17 protein-coding genes and 1 pseudogene are annotated in these 19,058 nt (G+C 38.8%); 13 read left to right on the top strand and 5 right to left on the bottom strand.

Annotation, left to right across the window (positions count from 1 at the left end; all coding sequences use genetic code 11):
- Positions 1-58: 58 nt before the first annotated feature.
- Entirely contained in the window at positions 59-2,683 is a 2,625-nt protein-coding gene (locus ACOQO1_RS08670; RefSeq protein WP_420602480.1) for a valine--tRNA ligase, read from the bottom strand.
- Between the two features lie 196 nt (positions 2,684-2,879).
- Here ACOQO1_RS08670 and ACOQO1_RS08675 point away from each other — a divergent pair, with 196 nt between their 5' ends.
- Positions 2,880-3,272 (top strand): DUF1573 domain-containing protein, encoded by a 393-nt coding sequence (locus ACOQO1_RS08675; protein ID WP_420602481.1) that lies wholly within the window; start codon positions 2,880-2,882, stop codon positions 3,270-3,272.
- Positions 3,273-3,327: 55 nt separating this feature from the next.
- Here ACOQO1_RS08675 and ACOQO1_RS08680 read toward each other — a convergent pair whose 3' ends face one another.
- Positions 3,328-4,533, bottom strand: coding sequence for an aspartyl protease family protein (locus ACOQO1_RS08680; RefSeq protein ID WP_420602482.1), 1,206 nt, complete (start codon positions 4,531-4,533; stop codon positions 3,328-3,330).
- Between the two features lie 279 nt (positions 4,534-4,812).
- On the opposite strand from ACOQO1_RS08680, the gene ACOQO1_RS08685 reads away from it, so the two are divergent.
- The 10 genes and pseudogenes from ACOQO1_RS08685 to ACOQO1_RS08730 all read left to right on the top strand — a co-directional run bounded on the left by ACOQO1_RS08685 (position 4,813) and on the right by ACOQO1_RS08730 (position 13,585).
- On the top strand, positions 4,813-6,003 hold the full coding sequence (locus ACOQO1_RS08685) for a pyridoxal phosphate-dependent aminotransferase (RefSeq protein ID WP_420602483.1): 1,191 nt from the start codon (positions 4,813-4,815) through the stop codon (positions 6,001-6,003).
- Positions 6,003-7,019: a UDP-N-acetylmuramate dehydrogenase gene (murB, locus tag ACOQO1_RS08690; RefSeq protein ID WP_420602484.1), complete on the top strand. Its 1,017-nt coding sequence runs from the start codon at positions 6,003-6,005 to the stop codon at positions 7,017-7,019. The genes ACOQO1_RS08685 and murB overlap by 1 nt, the downstream gene beginning before the upstream one ends.
- A 191-nt stretch (positions 7,020-7,210) precedes the next feature.
- Positions 7,211-7,776: pseudogene (locus tag ACOQO1_RS08695) on the top strand (RNA polymerase sigma factor).
- The gene (locus ACOQO1_RS08700; RefSeq protein WP_420602485.1) at positions 7,773-8,051 is read left to right on the top strand and encodes a hypothetical protein; all 279 of its coding nucleotides are present in this window, start codon (positions 7,773-7,775) and stop codon (positions 8,049-8,051) included. The pseudogene ACOQO1_RS08695 and the gene ACOQO1_RS08700 overlap by 4 nt, the downstream one beginning before the upstream one ends.
- A 5-nt stretch (positions 8,052-8,056) precedes the next feature.
- The gene (locus tag ACOQO1_RS08705; protein WP_420602486.1) at positions 8,057-8,530 is read left to right on the top strand and encodes an anti-sigma factor; all 474 of its coding nucleotides are present in this window, start codon (positions 8,057-8,059) and stop codon (positions 8,528-8,530) included.
- A gap of 58 nt (positions 8,531-8,588) precedes the next feature.
- Positions 8,589-8,798: a membrane or secreted protein gene (locus ACOQO1_RS08710; protein WP_420602487.1), complete on the top strand. Its 210-nt coding sequence runs from the start codon at positions 8,589-8,591 to the stop codon at positions 8,796-8,798.
- Between the two features lie 32 nt (positions 8,799-8,830).
- Positions 8,831-9,391, top strand: coding sequence for an RNA polymerase sigma factor (locus ACOQO1_RS08715; protein WP_420602488.1), 561 nt, complete (start codon positions 8,831-8,833; stop codon positions 9,389-9,391).
- Positions 9,392-9,452: 61 nt separating this feature from the next.
- Positions 9,453-10,328: a lipoyl synthase gene (gene lipA, locus ACOQO1_RS08720; RefSeq protein ID WP_420602489.1), complete on the top strand. Its 876-nt coding sequence runs from the start codon at positions 9,453-9,455 to the stop codon at positions 10,326-10,328.
- Positions 10,329-10,355: 27 nt separating this feature from the next.
- A complete protein-coding gene (gene gap, locus ACOQO1_RS08725; RefSeq protein ID WP_420602490.1) occupies positions 10,356-11,366 on the top strand; it encodes a type I glyceraldehyde-3-phosphate dehydrogenase in 1,011 nt (336 codons plus the stop codon).
- Positions 11,367-11,410: 44 nt separating this feature from the next.
- Entirely contained in the window at positions 11,411-13,585 is a 2,175-nt protein-coding gene (locus ACOQO1_RS08730) for an ATP-binding protein (RefSeq protein ID WP_420602491.1), read from the top strand.
- Here the strand turns inward: ACOQO1_RS08730 and lpxK are convergent.
- Positions 13,582-14,580 (bottom strand): tetraacyldisaccharide 4'-kinase, encoded by a 999-nt coding sequence (gene lpxK / locus ACOQO1_RS08735; RefSeq protein ID WP_420602492.1) that lies wholly within the window; start codon positions 14,578-14,580, stop codon positions 13,582-13,584. The genes ACOQO1_RS08730 and lpxK overlap by 4 nt on opposite strands.
- 47 nt (positions 14,581-14,627) lie before the next feature.
- On the opposite strand from lpxK, the gene ACOQO1_RS08740 reads away from it, so the two are divergent.
- Positions 14,628-15,722, top strand: coding sequence for a Nif3-like dinuclear metal center hexameric protein (locus ACOQO1_RS08740; RefSeq protein WP_420602493.1), 1,095 nt, complete (start codon positions 14,628-14,630; stop codon positions 15,720-15,722).
- A 3-nt stretch (positions 15,723-15,725) separates the two neighbouring features.
- The gene (locus ACOQO1_RS08745; protein ID WP_420602494.1) at positions 15,726-16,505 is read left to right on the top strand and encodes a zinc ribbon domain-containing protein; all 780 of its coding nucleotides are present in this window, start codon (positions 15,726-15,728) and stop codon (positions 16,503-16,505) included.
- A 71-nt stretch (positions 16,506-16,576) separates the two neighbouring features.
- On the opposite strand, the gene ACOQO1_RS08750 is transcribed toward ACOQO1_RS08745, so the two are convergent.
- Complete coding sequence (locus ACOQO1_RS08750; protein ID WP_420602495.1) at positions 16,577-17,932, bottom strand: FAD-dependent oxidoreductase; 1,356 nt, start codon at positions 17,930-17,932, stop codon at positions 16,577-16,579.
- A 298-nt stretch (positions 17,933-18,230) separates the two neighbouring features.
- On the bottom strand, positions 18,231-18,779 hold the full coding sequence (locus ACOQO1_RS08755) for a ClpP family protease (RefSeq protein WP_420602496.1): 549 nt from the start codon (positions 18,777-18,779) through the stop codon (positions 18,231-18,233).
- Between the last annotated feature and the right edge of the window lie 279 nt (positions 18,780-19,058).

Below are 19,058 nucleotides of genomic sequence, written 5' to 3' on the forward strand. Positions count from 1 at the left end.
ATAAAATCTCAAACACCAAACACCAAACACCAAAATTAAACTAGAAAGGCGTTGTCAATCACCCCAAACTCGCCAAACTCTTCTCCAAAGTTTCTATTTTGGCTTCGGCATCAGCAGCTTTCTTTTTCTCTACAGCCACCACTTTTTCAGGTGCATTGTTTACAAAACGCTCGTTGCTCAATTTCTTTTGCACAGATTGCAAAAAGCCACGGGTATAATTTAGTTCCTCTGTAATTTTTTTGATCTCTGCCTCTATGTCGATGGCACCACTAATTGGGATAAAGTATTCGTTACTCTTTACCCTAAAGCTCAAAGCTCCATCCAACCCAGAATCAACAGGTGTAATTGTGGATAGATTTCCCAACTTGGTAATAATGGCATCCATTTTATCGCCAACCTTTTCACTGTTTAAGATGGAAAGCTCCAAAGCTTCCTTTTGTGGAATGTTCTTTTCTTTTCGGATTGTACGAATTCCTGAAATTACCTCTGCGGCAAAATCAAAATCTGCTATGATCGCAGCGTTCACCTCTCCTTGTTTAGGCCATTGGGATACAATCAATGCTTGTTCCGGGGTTCGTTCAGCAATATGCTGCCAAACTTCTTCGGATAAAAATGGCATAAACGGATGCAAAATCTTTAGATTTTGTTCAAACAAATGGATAACAGCATCCAAAGTGGTCTTGTCTATAGGTTGTTGATAAGCTGGTTTTACAATTTCCAGTAACCAAGAGCAGAAATCGTCCCAAACCAGTTTATAGATGGCCATTAATGCATCAGAAATTCGATATTTGGAAAAATGGTCCTCAATTTCAGCCAGAGTTTGGTTAAACTTAGCAGTATACCATTCAATTCCAATTTTAGCAGCTTCAGGTTGTGGTAAATCATCTACTTCCCATCCTTTCACCAAACGGAAGGCATTCCAAATCTTATTGGCGAAGTTTTTTCCTTGTTGACACAGAGCTTCATCAAACATTAGATCATTTCCTGCCGCTGAACTCAATAAAAGTCCAACACGAACCCCATCGGCACCAAAATCCTCAATCAATTTGAGTGCATCCGGAGAATTTCCCAATTGCTTGGACATCTTTCTACGCTGCTTATCACGAACCAATCCGGTCAAATACACATTCTCAAAAGGTCGTTTTCCACGGTATTCATACCCAGCAATGATCATCCGTGCCACCCAGAAAAACAAAATATCAGGTCCTGTGACCAAATCACTGGTAGGATAATAATAATTGACCTCATCATTCTCGGGTTCCAAAATGCCCCCGAAAACACTAATTGGCCATAACCAAGATGAAAACCAGGTATCCAACACATCAGCATCTTGACGTAAGTCCGAGGCTTGAATTTCTGGGTTTTTGGATTTGGCCTTTTCCAAAGCTTCTTCTTTGGTCTCTGCAACCACAAAGTCATCCTTTCCATCCCCGAAATAATAGGCGGGAATCTGCTGTCCCCACCATAATTGACGGGAAATGTTCCAATCGCGGATGTTCTCCATCCAATGGCGATAGGTATTTTCAAACTTTTTGGGGTACAATTTGACATCATTTGTCTTTAAAACCCCATCGAGGGCAGGTTTTGCCAAATTTTCCATCTTCAGGAACCATTGGTCAGACAAACGGGGTTCTATCACCGCTTTGGTTCGCTCCGAAGTACCAACTTTGTTGGTATGCTGCTCGGTTTTGACCAAAAATCCCTTCTCTTCCAACTCTTTGGAGATTTCTTTTCGAACTACAAAACGGTCTTTGCCCTGATAATGCAATCCATAGGAATTCAATGTCGCATCTTCATTAAAGATGTCAATGACCTCTAAATTGTGCTTATCTCCAAGGTTTTTATCGTTTTCATCATGGGCTGGGGTTACTTTTAGACAACCTGTACCAAATTCAATGTCCACATATTCATCTTCAATAATTGGGATAACTCGATTGCAAATAGGCACAATTACCTTTTTCCCCCTTAAATGGTGATATCTTTCATCATTTGGGTTGATGCAGACCGCAGTATCGCCCAAAATAGTCTCTGGACGCGTGGTGGCAATGGTCACTTTTTCATCTGAACCTTCAATTTGGTAGGCCAAATAGTACAAAGTGCCTTGTTTCTCCTCATAAATCACCTCTTCATCTGAAAGGGTGGTTTTTGCCTCTGGATCCCAGTTTACCATACGAAAACCTCTGTAAATGAGTCCTTTTTCATACAAATCCACAAAAACCTTGATTACAGAAGCTGACATATCGTCATCCATGGTGAACTTAGTACGGTCCCAATCGCAGGAACAGCCCAGTTTTTTAAGCTGTTGCAGGATTACCCCCCCATATTCGTTGGTCCAGTCCCAAGCATGTTTTAGGAATTCTTCGCGGGATAAATCGGTCTTTGCAATACCTTCATCCTTCAATTTCGCTACTACTTTGGCCTCCGTGGCAATAGAAGCGTGGTCCATACCAGGTACCCAACAGGCATTTTTCCCTAAAAGCCTTGCCCTTCTAATCAGTACATCTTGTAAGGTATTGTTGAGCATATGGCCCATATGCAGTACTCCGGTAACATTTGGTGGCGGAATTACAATGGTATAGGGTTCTCTTTCATCTGGTTTTGAACTAAAAAAATCATGCTCTGTCCAATATTGGTACCAGTGCTCTTCTACCCTATTGGGCTCATATTTTGATGGAATCTCCATTTTTCGGTATAGTTTTTGTCTTTTTTGACCCGGATTGGTGTTTGGAAGGAAAATCGCAATGTTAAATTAACGCTATTCTTCGGCCGAGAGCCAATCTCGAAATACGAAACAAAAATAAGTAACGTTATTACATAACAAAAGAATTTTGGATGCAGGTGTGAAAACATTTACATTTGAAGTTCACCCAAAACTAGAAATGATGAAAAAATCTGTACTCATGTTATTTGTTGGGCTTCTTTCTTTAGGTACCTACGCCCAAGAAGCAACAGCAAAAATTGAATTTAAGAGCGAGACCATTGATTATGGTGAAATTGAAAAAGGCAGTAATGGTGTTCGAGTATTCGAATTTACCAATACTGGTACAGCTCCACTGGTGATCAGCAATGTAAAATCCAGCTGTGGCTGCACCATTCCAAAAAAGCCTGAAGAGCCTATTTTACCTGGAAAAAAAGGTCAAATTGAGGTTAAATACGACACTAAAAGGGTAGGTCCTATCAGAAAGGCAATTACAGTCACCTCCAATGCAGATACCCCAACAAAGGTTCTTAAAATAAAAGGACTGGTTAAGGGCGCAAACCCTAGCAAATAAGGTTTTAAAAATCAAAAAAAGTGCCTTCTAAAAGAAATTTTAGGAGGCTTTTTATTTAGTCAAATACGTTTTTCAACACAAAAGAGAACAACAAATCCCTGTTGTAGCGCTCAATAAGTACGCGAACACGCTTTCCCTCTTTTTCGTTGAGCATTTTCAAGACCTCTTGAAGTTTGTATTTATGGATTTTCTTTCCATTGACCGCCAGTATTACATCTCCCTCTTGCAAACCAGCCTCAGCCGCAGGGCTTCCCGCTCTAATACCAGAAACGATAATTTCAGGAACCAGGCTTAATCGAGTTTTGTTTTCCAATAAAATTTGGACATTGCCAAAGGTATCATCATCACTTCGTACAACCCCATTAAAATCGGCAATACTCTCCGCAATATACCTAAGTCCATTATGTTGCAACGCTATCCCTGCCAAATTATATTGAAACGGAGCTCTAAAATTTCCATTCTTTTTAAACGTCACCTGATTTTTGCCGTAATCAAAAATAATATTGAATCGCTTTAAAATTTCACCTCCAACACTACCATTTCTATCTCCTAAATTTTTAATAAATCCAAAGGATTCTCTATATGGAAAAGCTGCTTTTGCATCTTTGAGCTCAAAATCCCCTATTTTTACTCCACTTACCTTGGTTCGTTTTCCAAAAATATCACCACTCAATCCTCTGCCCAGATAATCCTCATAGTTTTTCTGAGGTATTTCCAGTCCTTTTTCCGGTTCATGGAAAAGCCAGAGTGCATCGCTGCTACCAGTATCCACAAGCAGTTTAACAGGAACATCCTCCTTATCCTTCATTAAAACGGTTCCCTCAACATAGGCTTTTCTATTTTCTATGGAAATTGGCAATGTTTGTGATCGTTTTTTCTCTTTCTGGCTATATAGATCAGGGTTATGGAGCTTGATGTGACGTGATTGGTAATTTACTTCCACAATAAAATCCCTAAACAAGTCATACCCCAATATTCCGTGCACTGGTATACCCAAGGATGTGGAGAAATTGATTTCCTTATCCAAAACCACATAAAGGTCTTGATTATAGTTTCTGGCCTTACCTAGCTTAAACACGTTTTGCATGGAACTCAATGCTTTCATGGGTTCACCATCGCCAAGTCCCCTAATGGTAACTTCCGAAACATTGTTTATTTGTAACGAATCCGTATCTGAAAGGTTGAACAGAATAGGTTTACTTACCCCAGAATCCAGTACAAATTTCAAGTCAGCTCCATTGACCTCGATAGGGATAATCATCAAATTATTAATCAACTCAAAGTTGATTTTTTGGAATTTCTGATGATTGGGCAACCTAAAATTTTGTGCCGAAATCAAAAAAGGAAGTGACACAAAAAGAAGCGTAAGAAGGTGTAGGTTTTTTTTCAATTTGCTTGCTCCTAAAGGGTTATACCTCTTAAATATACAAAATTATCCCTGACGTTATCTTTTATTTAACATTACCCTAACCCTTCAAATAATACCCAAATGTGTTGTTTGCAAGTCTTGGTTTTACCATTTTTGCCTAAAATTTAATGCATGCCTTCAATATCTGAAAAAGGGCACCGGATGCCCGCGTCACCTATTCGCAAATTGGTTCCTTATGCAGAAGCGGCCAAAAAAAGAGGTACCCATGTAATTCACCTTAATATTGGACAACCTGATATTAAAACTCCCAAAGTGGCTCTGGATGCCGTCAGAAACCATGACATTGAGGTTCTTGCCTATAGCATGACCGAAGGTTCAGAGACCTATCGACAAAAAATAGCTGCCTACTATGCTAAAAATGATATAAAAGTATCCTCTGATGATATTATTGTAACCACTGGCGGATCAGAGGCACTTTCTTTTGCTATGGGCACCATTATGGATGCAGATGATGAAATCATAATCCCAGAGCCGTTTTATGCAAATTATAATGGTTTTGCCACAGCTTCCGGGGTAAAGGTTGTTCCCATTGTCTCCAACATTGAAAACAACTTTGCACTGCCTCCCATTGCAGATTTTGAAAAATTGATATCACCAAAAACAAAGGCCATACTTATTTGCAACCCGGGAAACCCAACCGGTTATCTATACAGCAAATCGGAAATACAACAATTGGCAGCGTTGGTCAAAAAACATAACCTCTTTTTGGTAGCGGATGAAGTGTACCGTGAATTTACCTATGAAGGTCGGGAACACTACTCCATATTACAGGAAGCTGGCTTGGAAGAGCATGCCATTGTTGTGGATTCTGTATCTAAAAGATATAGTATGTGTGGAGCACGTATTGGCTGTTTGGTATCTAGGAACAAAGATGTTGTGAAAACCGCTCTAAAATTTGCACAAGCTCGTTTGTCCCCTCCCACTTTTGCCCAAATTGCGAGCGAGGCTGCTCTGGAGACACCTCAAGAGTACTTTGACAATGTCATCAACGAATATGTAGAGCGAAGAAATATCCTGATTTCCGAGTTGCAAAAACTGGATGGTGTTAAAGTAGCTGTTCCGCAAGGAGCTTTTTATTGTGTTGTTGAATTGCCTGTTTCCAATGCTGATGATTTTGCGCAATGGCTCTTGGAAAAATTTGAAATGGACGGGAATACCGTAATGGTTGCTCCCGCAGCTGGATTCTATGCCACCAAGGGATTGGGAGAAAATCAAATTAGAATTGCCTATGTCCTTGAAAAAGAACAGCTGGTGAAAGCGGTCCAAATACTCGGAAAAGCTTTAAAGGCTTATAATCGTTAATGAACATTCAAGAAAACATATCACTTAAAGCGTACAATACCTTTGGTATTGATGTCAAAGCCAAGTTTTTTATAGAAATCAATGGTTTGGCGCAGCTCCAAAAAGTATTGGAACTTAAGGCATATCCCCAAAAGTTTGTTGTCAGTGGCGGTAGTAATATGTTGCTCACCAAGGATGTTGATGCTCTGGTCATACATATAAATCTAAGGGGCATCACCATTGTAGATGAAAATGAAGATGAGGTTGTGATCAAGGTCATGGCCGGGGAAAATTGGCATGAACTAGTGCTTTGGTCCCTTGATCAAGGATATGGCGGTATAGAAAACCTTTCATTGATTCCAGGGAACACCGGTACGGCCCCAATTCAGAACATTGGTGCATATGGTGTAGAACTAAAGGATGTTTTTGAAAGTTGCACAGCTATGGAAATAGCTACCGGAGAACTTGTGGAGTTTGATACAGAGGCCTGCGAGTTTGGATATAGGGATTCTATTTTCAAAAATGACGCAAAGGACAAATACATTATTACTTCGGTAAATTTAAAACTCACCAAACGTGACCATCAAATAAATACCGGCTATGGTGCCATTGAAGATGAGCTTAAAAAGAACGGAATAGTGTATCCTACCATCCAAGATGTATCCAATGCAGTAATAGCTATTAGACAGAGTAAGTTGCCCGATCCAAAGGAACTAGGAAATAGCGGGAGTTTCTTTAAAAACCCGGTAGTTTCCAAAAAAACCTTTGAAAAGATTAAAAAAGTCCACCCAGAGGTGCCTTCTTATGAAGTTGATAAAAATCAATTTAAGATTCCGGCGGGTTGGTTAATTGAGCAATGCGGATTTAAAGGAAAACGATTTGGTGACGCCGGAGTACATGAAAAACAGGCTTTGGTTCTTGTAAATTATGGGAATGCAGCAGGTTCTGAAATCCTTGAATTGGCACAACTCATCCATCAAGAAGTGGATAGGAAGTTCAAAATTCGCATACATCCAGAAGTCAATATCATAAAATAACCCCTGCATTGAAACAATAACAGGGGTTATACCAAACCAAACTAACCAAAATTGTATATACTTATATCAGTATTTTGTCTTTATCTTATATTTGAACGCCAACAAATAATCCTTTTTCTAACTTAGCGTTGTATTATATACGATATAAACGTTATTTTAGATTTTAGCCCCCAAAATTTTGCCCTAACCAAATGAGTACACTAATCGAGAAACATATTGTTTCATTGCTTGCCGAAAAAGACGACAAAGCAATCTCTTTGTTATATGATAACTACGGAGACACGCTCTATGGTGTGGCACTAAAGGTTGTGAGGGATGAAGACCTGGCCCAAGATGTTCTTCAAGAAAGTTTTATTAAGATCTGGAAAAAGGCGGATTCCTATGATTCATCTAAAGCCAAACTTTTTACATGGTTGTTTCGAATTACAAGAAACACGGCCATGATAAGTTAAGAAGTGTCAGCAATAAATCCGATAAAGAAGTCCAAATAGACGTTTCAGACGTATATAACCTAGGAGTAAATGGCATTAGGCCAGAATTTATGGACATCCAGGAGAACCTGGAAAAAATAGAGCCTAAATATCAAGTTGTCTTGGAGGCCCTGTTTTTTCAGGGGATGACACAACAAGAAGCCAGCGATGAATTGGATATTCCGCTAGGAACCATTAAATCAAGATTAAAGATTGGTTTAAGGGAACTAGGGAAAATTTATGGGACGTCGATGACCATGCTCTTACTGATAACTTTATTGTCATGAAAGAAAAAGTACAATTATTCTTAGATTCCGACATACTGGAAAAATACCTGTTGGGTGATTCTACAAAAGAAGAAACCCTTAAGGCCGAAAGATATATTACCATGTATCCTGAGGTCAGGGAAGCCTACAATGAGCTTCAAGACAATTTAGAGGCCTTTGCCAAACTTTATGCAAGAAAGACCCCAGAGGGGCTTAAAGAGATTATTCTTCACAGTGCCAAAAAGGAAAAGGCCGGAAAAGAAAGTTCTACCAATATGCGGTTGCAGCTAGCGTAGCTATTATGCTTTTTGCAGGGTTTTCTTATTTCCAATGGGAGCAAAATAAAAGCTTGCAGGAAGAAAACACCAGAGTTGCCAGCCAGTTCAAGAACCTAGAGGAAAACATGAAAAATCAATTGGAAGACGTAAGGAACCAATTTATCGTGTTGAACAATCCAGCTACCAGAAAATATGCGGTAAATGGAAAAAAAGAGGGCAGGGAACTCAAGGCGATAGCTTATGTAAATCCAGTTAAAAAGCTCTCATACATCAATGTCAGCAATGTACCTAACCTTCCAGAAAACAAATGTTTCCAGATGTGGGCCGAAGTAAACGGAGAGTTGGTCAATTTAGGTGTGATCAAGCAATTTGATGACAAGGACAAGCTTTTGGCACTGCCCTATGCTGAAAATGCCGTGGGCTATATAACCATTGAACCTGAAGGAGGCAATACCGCTCCGACGGTCAAAAATATTGTTGCCAACATCAAATATTAAAACAATATCCTATTCCACTTCCTTAAAGGTATTTTGTACCTTTGCACAAAACGGGAATATGAAGCTAGTTTTGTTGACCATAGGCCTTTTGGGACTTGCATTTGCAGGAATCGCCATTAAAATATGGTCTAAAAAAGATGGTAAGTTTGCTGGTACTTGTGCAAGTCAAAACCCTTATTTGAATAAAGAAGGTGAAGCCTGTGGGTTTTGCGGGAAACTTCCAAGTGAACAAGACTGTAAAAAGGATTCGGTTCCTGAATTACAATAATATTGTGAAATCTACCCCACAAAATCAGGTTTTTGAATAAAACTGAACTGTCCATTAAGGAAAATATTACCAAGGCAAAAGATGGAAACCAAATTGCCTTTAGTATTCTTTTGGACACTTTTTGGAATGAGGTCTACGCGTTTCAACTTGCCCGCACCAAAAATGAAAATGATGCGGAGGATATCACCATCAGAACATTTTCCAAAGCTTTCGACAAAATAAACTCCTATGATGATGCCTATGAGTTCAAGACTTGGCTCATCACCATTTCCAAAAACCTTCATGTTGACCTCATCAGAAAAAGAAAAAGAAGCCTTCTGGATGAAATGGACAACCATGGAGATGCCGTAAGAAAAGTTTTGGATGAAACCCCCTCTGCAGAAGATCAATTGATCATAGAGCAAAATCTTGCCAACCTATTGCAGGATATCAAAAAATTAAAACCCCATTACCAAAAGGTCATCAACCTTAGATATTTTAATGAGTTGAGTTATGCTGAAATAGCTAAGCAGCTCAATGAACCTGTAAACAATATTAAGGTAAAGCTTTTGCGGGCCAAAAAACTTTTGGCGGAGATCATTAAGAAAAAGTGACTCATTTTCACGCCGTATCTTTCCTTCCCAGTTTCGTATCTTTGCACATCAAATTTCTGATATGAGCACAACCGTTGTTGACAATGTTCAACCGCCAAAAGGAAAACCCAAATGGTTGAGGGTAAAACTCCCAACAGGCAAGAAATATACCCAGTTGAGAGGACTGGTGGACAAGTATGACCTGCATACTATCTGTACCTCCGGAAGTTGCCCAAATATGGGGGAATGTTGGGGTGAAGGAACAGCTACCTTTATGATTTTGGGGAACATTTGTACCCGTTCCTGCGGGTTCTGCGGTGTAAAAACTGGAAGACCCGAAAGTGTTGACTGGGCAGAACCTGAAAAAGTCGCTCGATCCATAAAAATCATGGATATAAAACATGCCGTGGTCACATCAGTGGACAGGGATGACCTGAAGGACATGGGATCCATTATTTGGGCAGAGACAGTAACGGCCATCAGAAGAATGAATCCAGAAACCACTCTTGAAACACTAATTCCAGATTTTCAGGGCATTGAAACACATTTGGATAGAATTCTCAAAGTGGCTCCCGAAGTTATCTCCCACAACATGGAAACGGTAAAGCGCCTTACCCGTGAAGTTCGTATTCAGGCCAAATATGAAAGAAGTTTGGGTGTTTTGGACTATTTGAAAAAAAATGGAGCCAATCGCACCAAATCTGGTATTATGCTCGGGCTTGGTGAATTGGAAGAGGAAGTAATCAGCACTATGGAAGACCTGAGAAAGGTGAATGTAGACGTAGTTACCATAGGCCAATATTTGCAGCCCAGCAAAAAACACTTGCCCGTAAAGGAATTTATTCTTCCAGAGCAATTCAAAAAATATGAGGAAATTGGATTAAAAATGGGCTTTAGACATGTAGAAAGTGGCGCATTGGTTAGATCCTCTTACAAAGCCCACAAACACATACACTAACTAACATTACCTCACTTATTTATTTCAATGAAGCATGTTACAATTGGCATAAACGGTTTTGGTCGCATTGGTAGAACATTGTTCCGTTTACTTCAAGGCCATGCCAACATTTCTGTTGTTGCTGTTAACGATTTGGCCAATGCCAAAACCTTAGCCCATCTATTAAAGTATGACAGTATTCATGGAGGATTTGATGCAGAAACAACCGCAACAGAAAGTGAAATCATTGTTGATGGGAAAAAAGTAAATGTGCTGAACCATAAAAACCCTCAACAAATTGATTGGAGTGCGTTTGACGTCGACATTGTAGTGGAAGCTTCGGGAAAGTTCAAAAAGAGAGAAGATTTAAACCACCATCTAAAAAATGGGGCAAAAAAGGTCATATTATCCGTTCCACCGGAAGAAGATGACATTAAAATGGTGGTCATTGGGGTGAATGAAGGGCAAATTGGCCCTGACGACCATATTGTTTCCAATGCTTCTTGTACCACCAATAATGCAGCACCCATGATCAAGGTAATCAATGAGCTATGTGGTATAGACCAGGCCTATATCACTACGGTGCATTCTTATACCTCTGATCAAAGTTTGCACGATCAGCCGCATCGCGATTTGAGAAGGTCCAGAGCGGCTGGACAATCCATTATTCCCACTACTACGGGAGCCGCCAAGGCCTTGACTAAAATTTTCCCTGACTTATCCGATGTTATAGGGGGATGTGGTATACGCGTTCCGGTACCAAATGGCTCGTTAACAGATATTACCTTCAATGTTAAAAGAGAAACCTCCATTGAAGAAATAAATCATACTTTTGAACATTACGCCAATAATCAATTAAAAAACGTACTTCATTATACCGAAGACCCCATTGTTTCTATCGATATAAACAATAGTTGTTATTCTTGTACGTTTGATTCTTTAATGACCTCTGTTATTGGAAAGATGGTCAAGATTATTGGATGGTATGATAATGAAACTGGTTATTGTTCCAGAATTATTGATTTAATAGCTTTGTTTATAAAGAAAAACTACGTTTGACCTCTAGCGCAATATATAAATATATAAGCGGAACAAAATTCATTGTGCTGTGCATTTTACTATGCACTCAGGCTTCCTTTGGTCAAAAGGATATCAGTTCTACAGCAAAAGTCCAGGCAATTTTTGACGAATACATGGTCTACAGGCATCAAAACAAAGTTGACAAGGCATTGGAGACTTTGGATAAAGCTGCCGAAATTGCGGAAAACAATGAAGATGCCAAATTACTACTTGATACATACCACCAATATGCTCGATTATTCTTGGAAGAGGGAGATAGAGAGACCACCGTTTTTTATTGGGATCGCGCAAGTATTCTATTAAAGGACCTTTCTTACTCCTACGGCCAAGCCTTTCATAACTATCTGGAAGCTGCCCTTCGCTTTGATGAAGGAAACAATTTCCAGTCACTCAAGTTGTTGGAAGAATCAAGAAAACTGAGCAATAACAGAAACTTAAGCAATAACATCCTCCTTTTGGAGGCTTACATATTCGCAAACATCACAAATTATGATGATGCCATCAAAAATTTGCATGCTTTAATTGTTAATTCAGATGACAAGGAAAGAGCTTATTTGGCAACCAAGGCAAACTTACAGCTGGCAAAAATAAGTCTTGACCTAAATGATTTGGAAGAAGGAATCATCCATTCAAAAGCAGCGTTGGAATTGGCCAACAAACATGGATATTTTAAAGAAATTAAAGCTGCCAACCAGAGGCTCTCCATTATCTACGAAAAAACAGGAGGTTTTGATAATGCCCTACATTACAGAAAAAATCTGGAACAGATAAAAGATTCCATTTTTAATGTGGAAAAAGTGAAATTGGAGGCCAATACGGCAGACAAGATCAGGTTTGAGCATCAAATGACTGAAATCAATAAGCTCACTGCCAAAAATGAAGAACTGAGCGAGTCCAAGAACCGTTCTGAAATTACCGCCATACTTACGTCTGCATTCTTGACCATTATCTCGTTGCTGGCCGTTTCCCTTTTTAGAAATAACCAGATCAAGCTAAAAACCAACGATCTGTTGTACACAAAAAATAAGGAACTAGAGTTGGCAAGGGATTCAGCCGTATCTGCAATGGAGGCAAAAACCAACTTTTTGTCCACAGTAACCCACGAGTTGCGTACCCCTTTATATGCGGTAACCGGACTGACCCACTTGTTATTGGAGGAAAATCCCGGGGAGCACCAAAAGGAACACTTAAAATCTTTGAAGTTTTCAGGGGACTACCTGCTGAACTTTATCAATGACATCCTACAAATCAATAAAATTGATGCTGACAAACTGGAACCGCTGAACATTGAGTTCAAGCTTCAAAAAGTTTTGACAGATGTTGTCGATTCATTACAACAAAATGCAGCAGAAAAGAACACCAGCCTAATTTTGGACTATGATCCAAACATCCCGTATCAACTTCTTGGAGATCCCATAAAAATATCTCAGATTTTTATGAACCTGGTAGGGAACGCTTTAAAGTTTACCAAAGACGGTAAGGTTGAAGTAATAGCCAAGCTTTTGAAAAAGGATGAAGATCAGGTAAAACTGTATTTTGAGGTAAAAGATAATGGAATTGGAATCTCTGAAGATCAACAGAAAAACATTTTCGACAGCTTTGAACAAGGATCAGTACAAATCAACAGGGAGTATGGGGGCACTGGTTTAGGACTCACCATTGTAAAAAGTCTGCTTGGTCTCTTTAACAGTAAAATCAATTTGGAGAGTGAGTTGGGCCATGGTAGTTCTTTCTTCTTTGAAATGGATGTAAAATGCAACCAAAATGATTTGGAGGAAGTTTCTTTTGAGTTAAATCCTGAGGAATTTGATTTTAAAGGACTGCATTTGTTAGTGGTAGAGGACAATAAAATCAATCAGGTCATCACCAAAAAAATGCTTACCAAAAAAGAAATCACTTGTGATATCGCCAACAATGGCAACGAAGCAATTGATTTGGCAAAAGCGAATACATACAATGCCATTTTGATGGATATCCATATGCCCGGAATAAGTGGCGAAGAAGCTACGCGCCAAATCAGAAAGTTCGATGAGGAAATTCCAATTATAGCATTGACCGCAATCTCCTTGGATGATAGTTTGGACAGTTTTTACGAAGCCGGTTGTAATGACGTGGTAACCAAACCCTTTAAGCCAGAGGTTTTTTATCAGAAAATAGGAGAAAACATCTTCAAAAGAAAAATGGAAGGATTGGTCTAAATCTGTTCCAAAATCATTTGCTCCAACAGTTTGCCATCCCTTTCATCAAAACTATGGGCTATTTCCAAATAATATAAGTTTTCCACTTTTCCCTCCAATCGTACATAATCTTTTTCCGTGGTCAATACAATTTCAAATTTTTTGAACTGTGCCATCTCTTGTTCCGAAAAATAGTGGTGGTCCCCATATTTAAAATGGTGAAATTCGAGTTCTATGGACTTTAGATGGGAAATAAGTGGCTCCGGATTGGCAATACCAGTTACTAAAGCAACTTTTTTACCTTTCAGTTCCTTCAATTCCAAATTTTTGCCAGAACCATTCTTGACCAGGTCATCATACTTCAGTGAACAAAAAAGTATCTGCTGATTCGGATTGGGTCTTATCCTTTCCGAAATCTTACTTTTTTCTTCTTGGGACAATTGATCGGGGCATTTGGTCACAATAATAATATCAGCCCGTTTAGCCTCTAACTTACTATCTCTTAAATCTCCGGTAGGCAAATACCAATCATCCACAAATAGATTATTGTGAGCAGTCAACAAGATGGAAAATTTAGGTTTCACCCTTCTATGTTGAAAAGCGTCGTCTAGAAGTATCATATCAGGTTTTATCAAACTTTCAAGTTTTGTAATACCGTTTCTTCTATCAGCATCAACGGCAACCATGATTTCCGGGAATTTTTTATGGATTTGAAACGGCTCGTCTCCCAAATCTTCAACTAGAATTTCAGGACCTGCCAACAAAAATCCTTTAGATTTTCTTTTGTACCCCCTGCTTAAAACTGCAATATTCCTGTTTTTCAACAATCTAACCAAATACTCTATCATTGGGGTCTTGCCCGTACCGCCCACACTAAGGTTGCCAACACAAATGGTCGGTGTTTTATAGGATGCTGATTTAAAGAAGCCCACATCGTACAAAAAGTTTCGAACAAAGACGACCAGGGTATAAATCAAGGAAAACGGAAATGCTATTTTGCGGAGCAGTTGCAGCATGAAGCGAAAATATAATATTTTATCTTTAGCATTCTAAGAAAAACCAAATGACCGTAAAGGATATTACAAAAATACTGGAAGAACTTGCCCCTTTGGCTCATGCAGAAGAATTTGACAATGTTGGACTGCTTGTTGGCAATCATACTATGGATGTAAGCGGCATATTGGTAACGCTGGACACCCTTGAAAGTGTGGTAGATGAAGCCATTGCCAAAAAATGCAACCTGATCGTAAGCTTCCACCCTATTGTTTTTAAAGGGCTCAAAAAAATTACAGGAAGCAATTATGTGGAACGTGTTGTTATTAAGGCAATTGCCAACAACATTGCCATTTATAGCATGCACACCGCATTGGACAACAGCAACATGGGTGTCAACGCCAAAATTTGTGAGGTTCTGGGCATACAAAACCCAAAAATCCTAATTCCAAAAAAGGGGACAATCAAAAAATTGACTACTTATGTGCCGTTGGAAAATGTTGAAACCGTAAAATCTGCACTCTTTGCAGCAGGAGGTGGGGCAATTGGAAAATATAGCAACTGCAGCTTCAGCTTGGAAGGGCTGGGAAGCTTTAAAGCTGAAGAAGGAACAAATCCAACATTGGGAAAAATAGGAGAAACCCATTTGGAAAAAGAAGCGCAGATCAATATGATCTTCTCCTTTGAAAGGGAAAAAGCTGTTCTAAATGCTCTTTTTGAAGCCCATCCCTATGAAGAAGTAGCTTATGAAATCACCACATTGAACAATGCCAATCAGGATATTGGCATGGGCATGGTGGGCACCCTTGAGCATGAAATGGATGAACTGACTTTTTTGAATGAAATCAAAAAGCGAATGAACGCTTCGGTTATCCGGCACTCACAACTTTTAAATAAAAAGGTGAAAAGAGTAGCAGTTCTGGGCGGTAGCGGCGCTTTTGCCATAACCGCAGCTAAAAGGGCAAATGCTGATATTTTTATAACGGCCGACTTAAAATACCATCAGTTTTACGAAGCAGAACAACAATTGGTAATAGCGGACATTGGGCACTTTGAAACTGAGCAGTTTACAAAAGATTTATTAGTTGATTATCTTATCAAAAAAATTCCTAATTTTGCAATCTCGTTATCGGAAAGTATAACAAATCCCATCAAGTATTTATAATTTATGGCGAAAAAAAAGGAAAACACCGTGGAAGAAAAATTAAGAGCACTGTATGATTTACAGTTAATTGATTCCAGGGTGGATGAAATACGCAATGTTAGAGGCGAATTACCACTGGAAGTGCAAGACTTGGAAGATGAAGTACTTGGTCTTAAAACACGAATGGACAAATTAAAAACGGATGTTGAGACCGTAAATTTTGAGATTACCGCTAAGAAAAACTTAATAGAAGAGTCCAAGGCGCTTATCAAAAAATATGCTGAGCAGCAGAAGAATGTAAGAAATAGCCGTGAATTTAATTCTTTGAGCAAAGAAGTTGAATTCCAGGAACTGGAAATTCAATTGGCGGAAAAGAACATCAAGGAGTTCAAAGCCCAAATAGAGCAGAAAAAAGAAGTTATTTCTGAAACCAAAGAGAAACTATCGGAAAGAGAGAGTCACCTTAAACATAAAAAAGGAGAACTAGATGCCATTCTTGCCGAAACTGAAAAAGAAGAAAAGGCACTTCTGAAAAAATCGGAGGAATTTGAAGAAAAAATTGAAGATCGCTTAATACAGGCTTACAAAAGGATTCGCCATAATGTAAAAAATGGTTTGGCCGTAGTTCCTGTAGAAAGAGGTGCTTCTGGTGGTTCTTTCTTTACCATTCCACCACAGGTGCAGGTCGAAATTGCTTCACGTAAAAAAATCATTACAGACGAGCATAGCGGCAGAATCTTGGTTGATCCTTTGCTAGCTGAAGAGGAACAGGAAAGAATGCAGGCAATGTTCGCTAAGATATAAGCGCGTTTGCTTTTAAAATATAAGCCACCTTTTTAAGGTGGCTTTTTTATTTTATGGAATTTTTATGGTGGTTACGGCTGTTTTGACGACAACAACTCTAAAATTCTGCTTTCTACTTCTTCAGAATTCCATTTAGATTCAATATCCGGAATTCCCATAACCATTTGCATTATTTTTTCTTGCCTATCCCCTATGGCTAGTGCTTCCGCATATGGTCGTTCAGAAAAAGTAACCCGACTGTACACCGGTATCCACTTGTTGGGATGTTTGGCAGCAAACCATTTTTCTATCTTTTTCTGCAGTAAAAACAATGGGTCGGCTGTTTTACTGCTCATTTCAATAAAATTACGATAGCTCAATTCAGCTATGGCATCCGCATTTGGTTTTCGTTGCTTCTGGTATTTATCAAAAATAACATCCCAATCATCTCCATGTTTTTTAATCAATTCGTTGAGCACATAGATATCCTCAAAACCTGCATTCATCCCCTGCCCATAAAATGGGACAATAGCATGTGCAGAGTCACCCACCAAGGCCACCTTGTTCCAATAGGTCCAAGGATAGCATTTCATGGTAACCATCGCACTGGTCGGATTCTTGAAAAAATCTTCGGTCAAATTTTCTATCTCTTTCCTCACATTGGGAAAATAAGTCTTGAAAAAACCTTTGGCCTCCTCTTCTGTGGTAATGCTTTCAAAAGATACCTCTCCCTCAAATGGTAGAAATAGCGTACATGTAAAACTTCCATCTATATTGGGCATGGCAATAAGCATGAATCTACCCCTGGGCCAAATGTGAAAAGAGTTTTTATCCAACTTGTGGGTACCATCTTCATTTGGCGGAATGGTAAGTTCTTTATATCCAACATCAATAAAATCTTGCGAATAGTCAAACCTACTGCGTCGTTGCATTTTATGTCGTACTCTGGAGAAGGCCCCATCACAGCCAAAAATCAAATCATAGTGATATTCCTTCCATTCACTTTTTTCCGATTCGCCTGTAAATATTTTAGCTTCAGGCAAATTTATATCCCATACCTTCTCATTAAATCTAAAAACAACACCTGCCTCTTCGGCCAAGTCAATCATTTTTCTATTCAGAATCCCTCTGGAAATAGACCAAATAGCCTCTCCTTCTTTTCCATACTTCTGAAAATAAACAGGTTTGTCGTTTACATGCATGGCACGTTTGTCCAGTGGTATGGCTATTTTCTTAATTCGCTCCTCCAAACCGACTTCCCTTAAAGATCTCCATCCTCTGTTACTCATAGCCAAATTGATGGATCTTCCTGAGAATTCAATTGTTCTAATATCCGGCCTTCTATCAAAAACGGTTACGGAGTGTCCGTTTTTCTTTAAATAAATACTTAAGAGAGAACCCACCAATCCAGAACCGATGATGGCTATATTTTTTGAAGTCTGTGTCATATGCGCCCTTCGGCCAATTGGTGTTAAGCCATAAAAATAATGAATTCAAAGCTTATTTAGTTGTGGTAGCTCCTTCTGAAAAACAGTGATATAGGTGTTCAACCGACTAATATGCCTTCAGATAAAGTACTTTACCTTAAACTTTTTGCAATTTTTAACATATGACCGTAAGCTTTTGGTATTAAAGTTGACGTATATATTATAAATATTCCGCTTAGGCGTCCATATATATGCAAAAAGTCCTTTACAGAATCTGTAAAGGACTTTTTCCCTTTTAAAAGGTTTGTAAAAAAGAACCTTATTTCAAAATTCCATCTACAATACCGTATTCAATAGATTCTTCAGCACCCATCCAATAATCACGATCAAAATCCTTCATAACCTTGTCATAATCCTGTCCACAGTTATCCGCCAAAATCTTTGCACCCAATTCTTTTGTCTTGATGATTTCTTTAGCTTGAATTTCAATGTTCGAAGCCTGTCCTTGCGCTCCACCACTTGGTTGATGAATCATAACCCTGGCATGTGGTTGGATAAATCTCCTTCCTTTTTCTCCTACCGATAGCAATATTGAGCCCATAGAAGCAGCCAAACCTGAACATACCGTAGAAACCGGACTCTTAATTTGCTTGATGGTATCATAAATGGCAAAACCAGAGGTTACGTACCCACCAGGGCTATTAATGATAAGCTGAATTTCTTTATTGTTTTGTAGATCCAAATACAGTAAACGATCAATAACGTGCTTTGCAGAATCATCATCTACCATTCCCCATAAAAACACCTTACGTTCCTCTAACAATTTTTCTTGGATCAACTCTTGAACCTTTCCTTTTTTTGAACTCATATTTTCCTTATTGAAAGTTTCAAAATTAATCAAATTATACATACTTATTTGGACAAATAATTTTACAAAATATTCCTTCAGAATAGCTTGGTAAAATGGATGTATACTTAAAAACCAATCTTTCATCGGATATTCCATGCAGCTAATCGAGAAAACATGAATTTTAAGTCGTTGATTGACAGTTGTCTATGAATTTATCCCTTTGTCGACAAATGGGTATTATACCGATTTATGCCGCACATATATCGTGTAACTTTTAAGACATTGAACATCTTCCAT

This window comes from Flagellimonas sp., assembly GCF_965222555.1.
GTDB lineage: Bacteria > Bacteroidota > Bacteroidia > Flavobacteriales > Flavobacteriaceae > Flagellimonas.

What these genes read in the sequence shown, in the direction of transcription:
- ACOQO1_RS08670 (WP_420602480.1), bottom strand. Translation starts at nt 2,683, where the DNA reads ATGGAGATTCCATCAAAATATGAGCCCAATAGGGTAGAAGAGCACTGG.
- ACOQO1_RS08675 (WP_420602481.1), top strand. Translation starts at nt 2,880, where the DNA reads ATGATGAAAAAATCTGTACTCATGTTATTTGTTGGGCTTCTTTCTTTA.
- ACOQO1_RS08680 (WP_420602482.1), bottom strand. Translation starts at nt 4,533, where the DNA reads ATGATTATCCCTATCGAGGTCAATGGAGCTGACTTGAAATTTGTACTG.
- ACOQO1_RS08685 (WP_420602483.1), top strand. Translation starts at nt 4,813, where the DNA reads ATGCCTTCAATATCTGAAAAAGGGCACCGGATGCCCGCGTCACCTATT.
- murB (WP_420602484.1), top strand. Translation starts at nt 6,003, where the DNA reads ATGAACATTCAAGAAAACATATCACTTAAAGCGTACAATACCTTTGGT.
- ACOQO1_RS08700 (WP_420602485.1), top strand. Translation starts at nt 7,773, where the DNA reads ATGAAAGAAAAAGTACAATTATTCTTAGATTCCGACATACTGGAAAAA.
- ACOQO1_RS08705 (WP_420602486.1), top strand. Translation starts at nt 8,057, where the DNA reads ATGCTTTTTGCAGGGTTTTCTTATTTCCAATGGGAGCAAAATAAAAGC.
- ACOQO1_RS08710 (WP_420602487.1), top strand. Translation starts at nt 8,589, where the DNA reads ATGAAGCTAGTTTTGTTGACCATAGGCCTTTTGGGACTTGCATTTGCA.
- lipA (WP_420602489.1), top strand. Translation starts at nt 9,453, where the DNA reads ATGAGCACAACCGTTGTTGACAATGTTCAACCGCCAAAAGGAAAACCC.
- gap (WP_420602490.1), top strand. Translation starts at nt 10,356, where the DNA reads ATGAAGCATGTTACAATTGGCATAAACGGTTTTGGTCGCATTGGTAGA.
- lpxK (WP_420602492.1), bottom strand. Translation starts at nt 14,580, where the DNA reads ATGCTGCAACTGCTCCGCAAAATAGCATTTCCGTTTTCCTTGATTTAT.
- ACOQO1_RS08740 (WP_420602493.1), top strand. Translation starts at nt 14,628, where the DNA reads ATGACCGTAAAGGATATTACAAAAATACTGGAAGAACTTGCCCCTTTG.
- ACOQO1_RS08745 (WP_420602494.1), top strand. Translation starts at nt 15,726, where the DNA reads ATGGCGAAAAAAAAGGAAAACACCGTGGAAGAAAAATTAAGAGCACTG.
- ACOQO1_RS08750 (WP_420602495.1), bottom strand. Translation starts at nt 17,932, where the DNA reads ATGACACAGACTTCAAAAAATATAGCCATCATCGGTTCTGGATTGGTG.
- ACOQO1_RS08755 (WP_420602496.1), bottom strand. Translation starts at nt 18,779, where the DNA reads ATGAGTTCAAAAAAAGGAAAGGTTCAAGAGTTGATCCAAGAAAAATTG.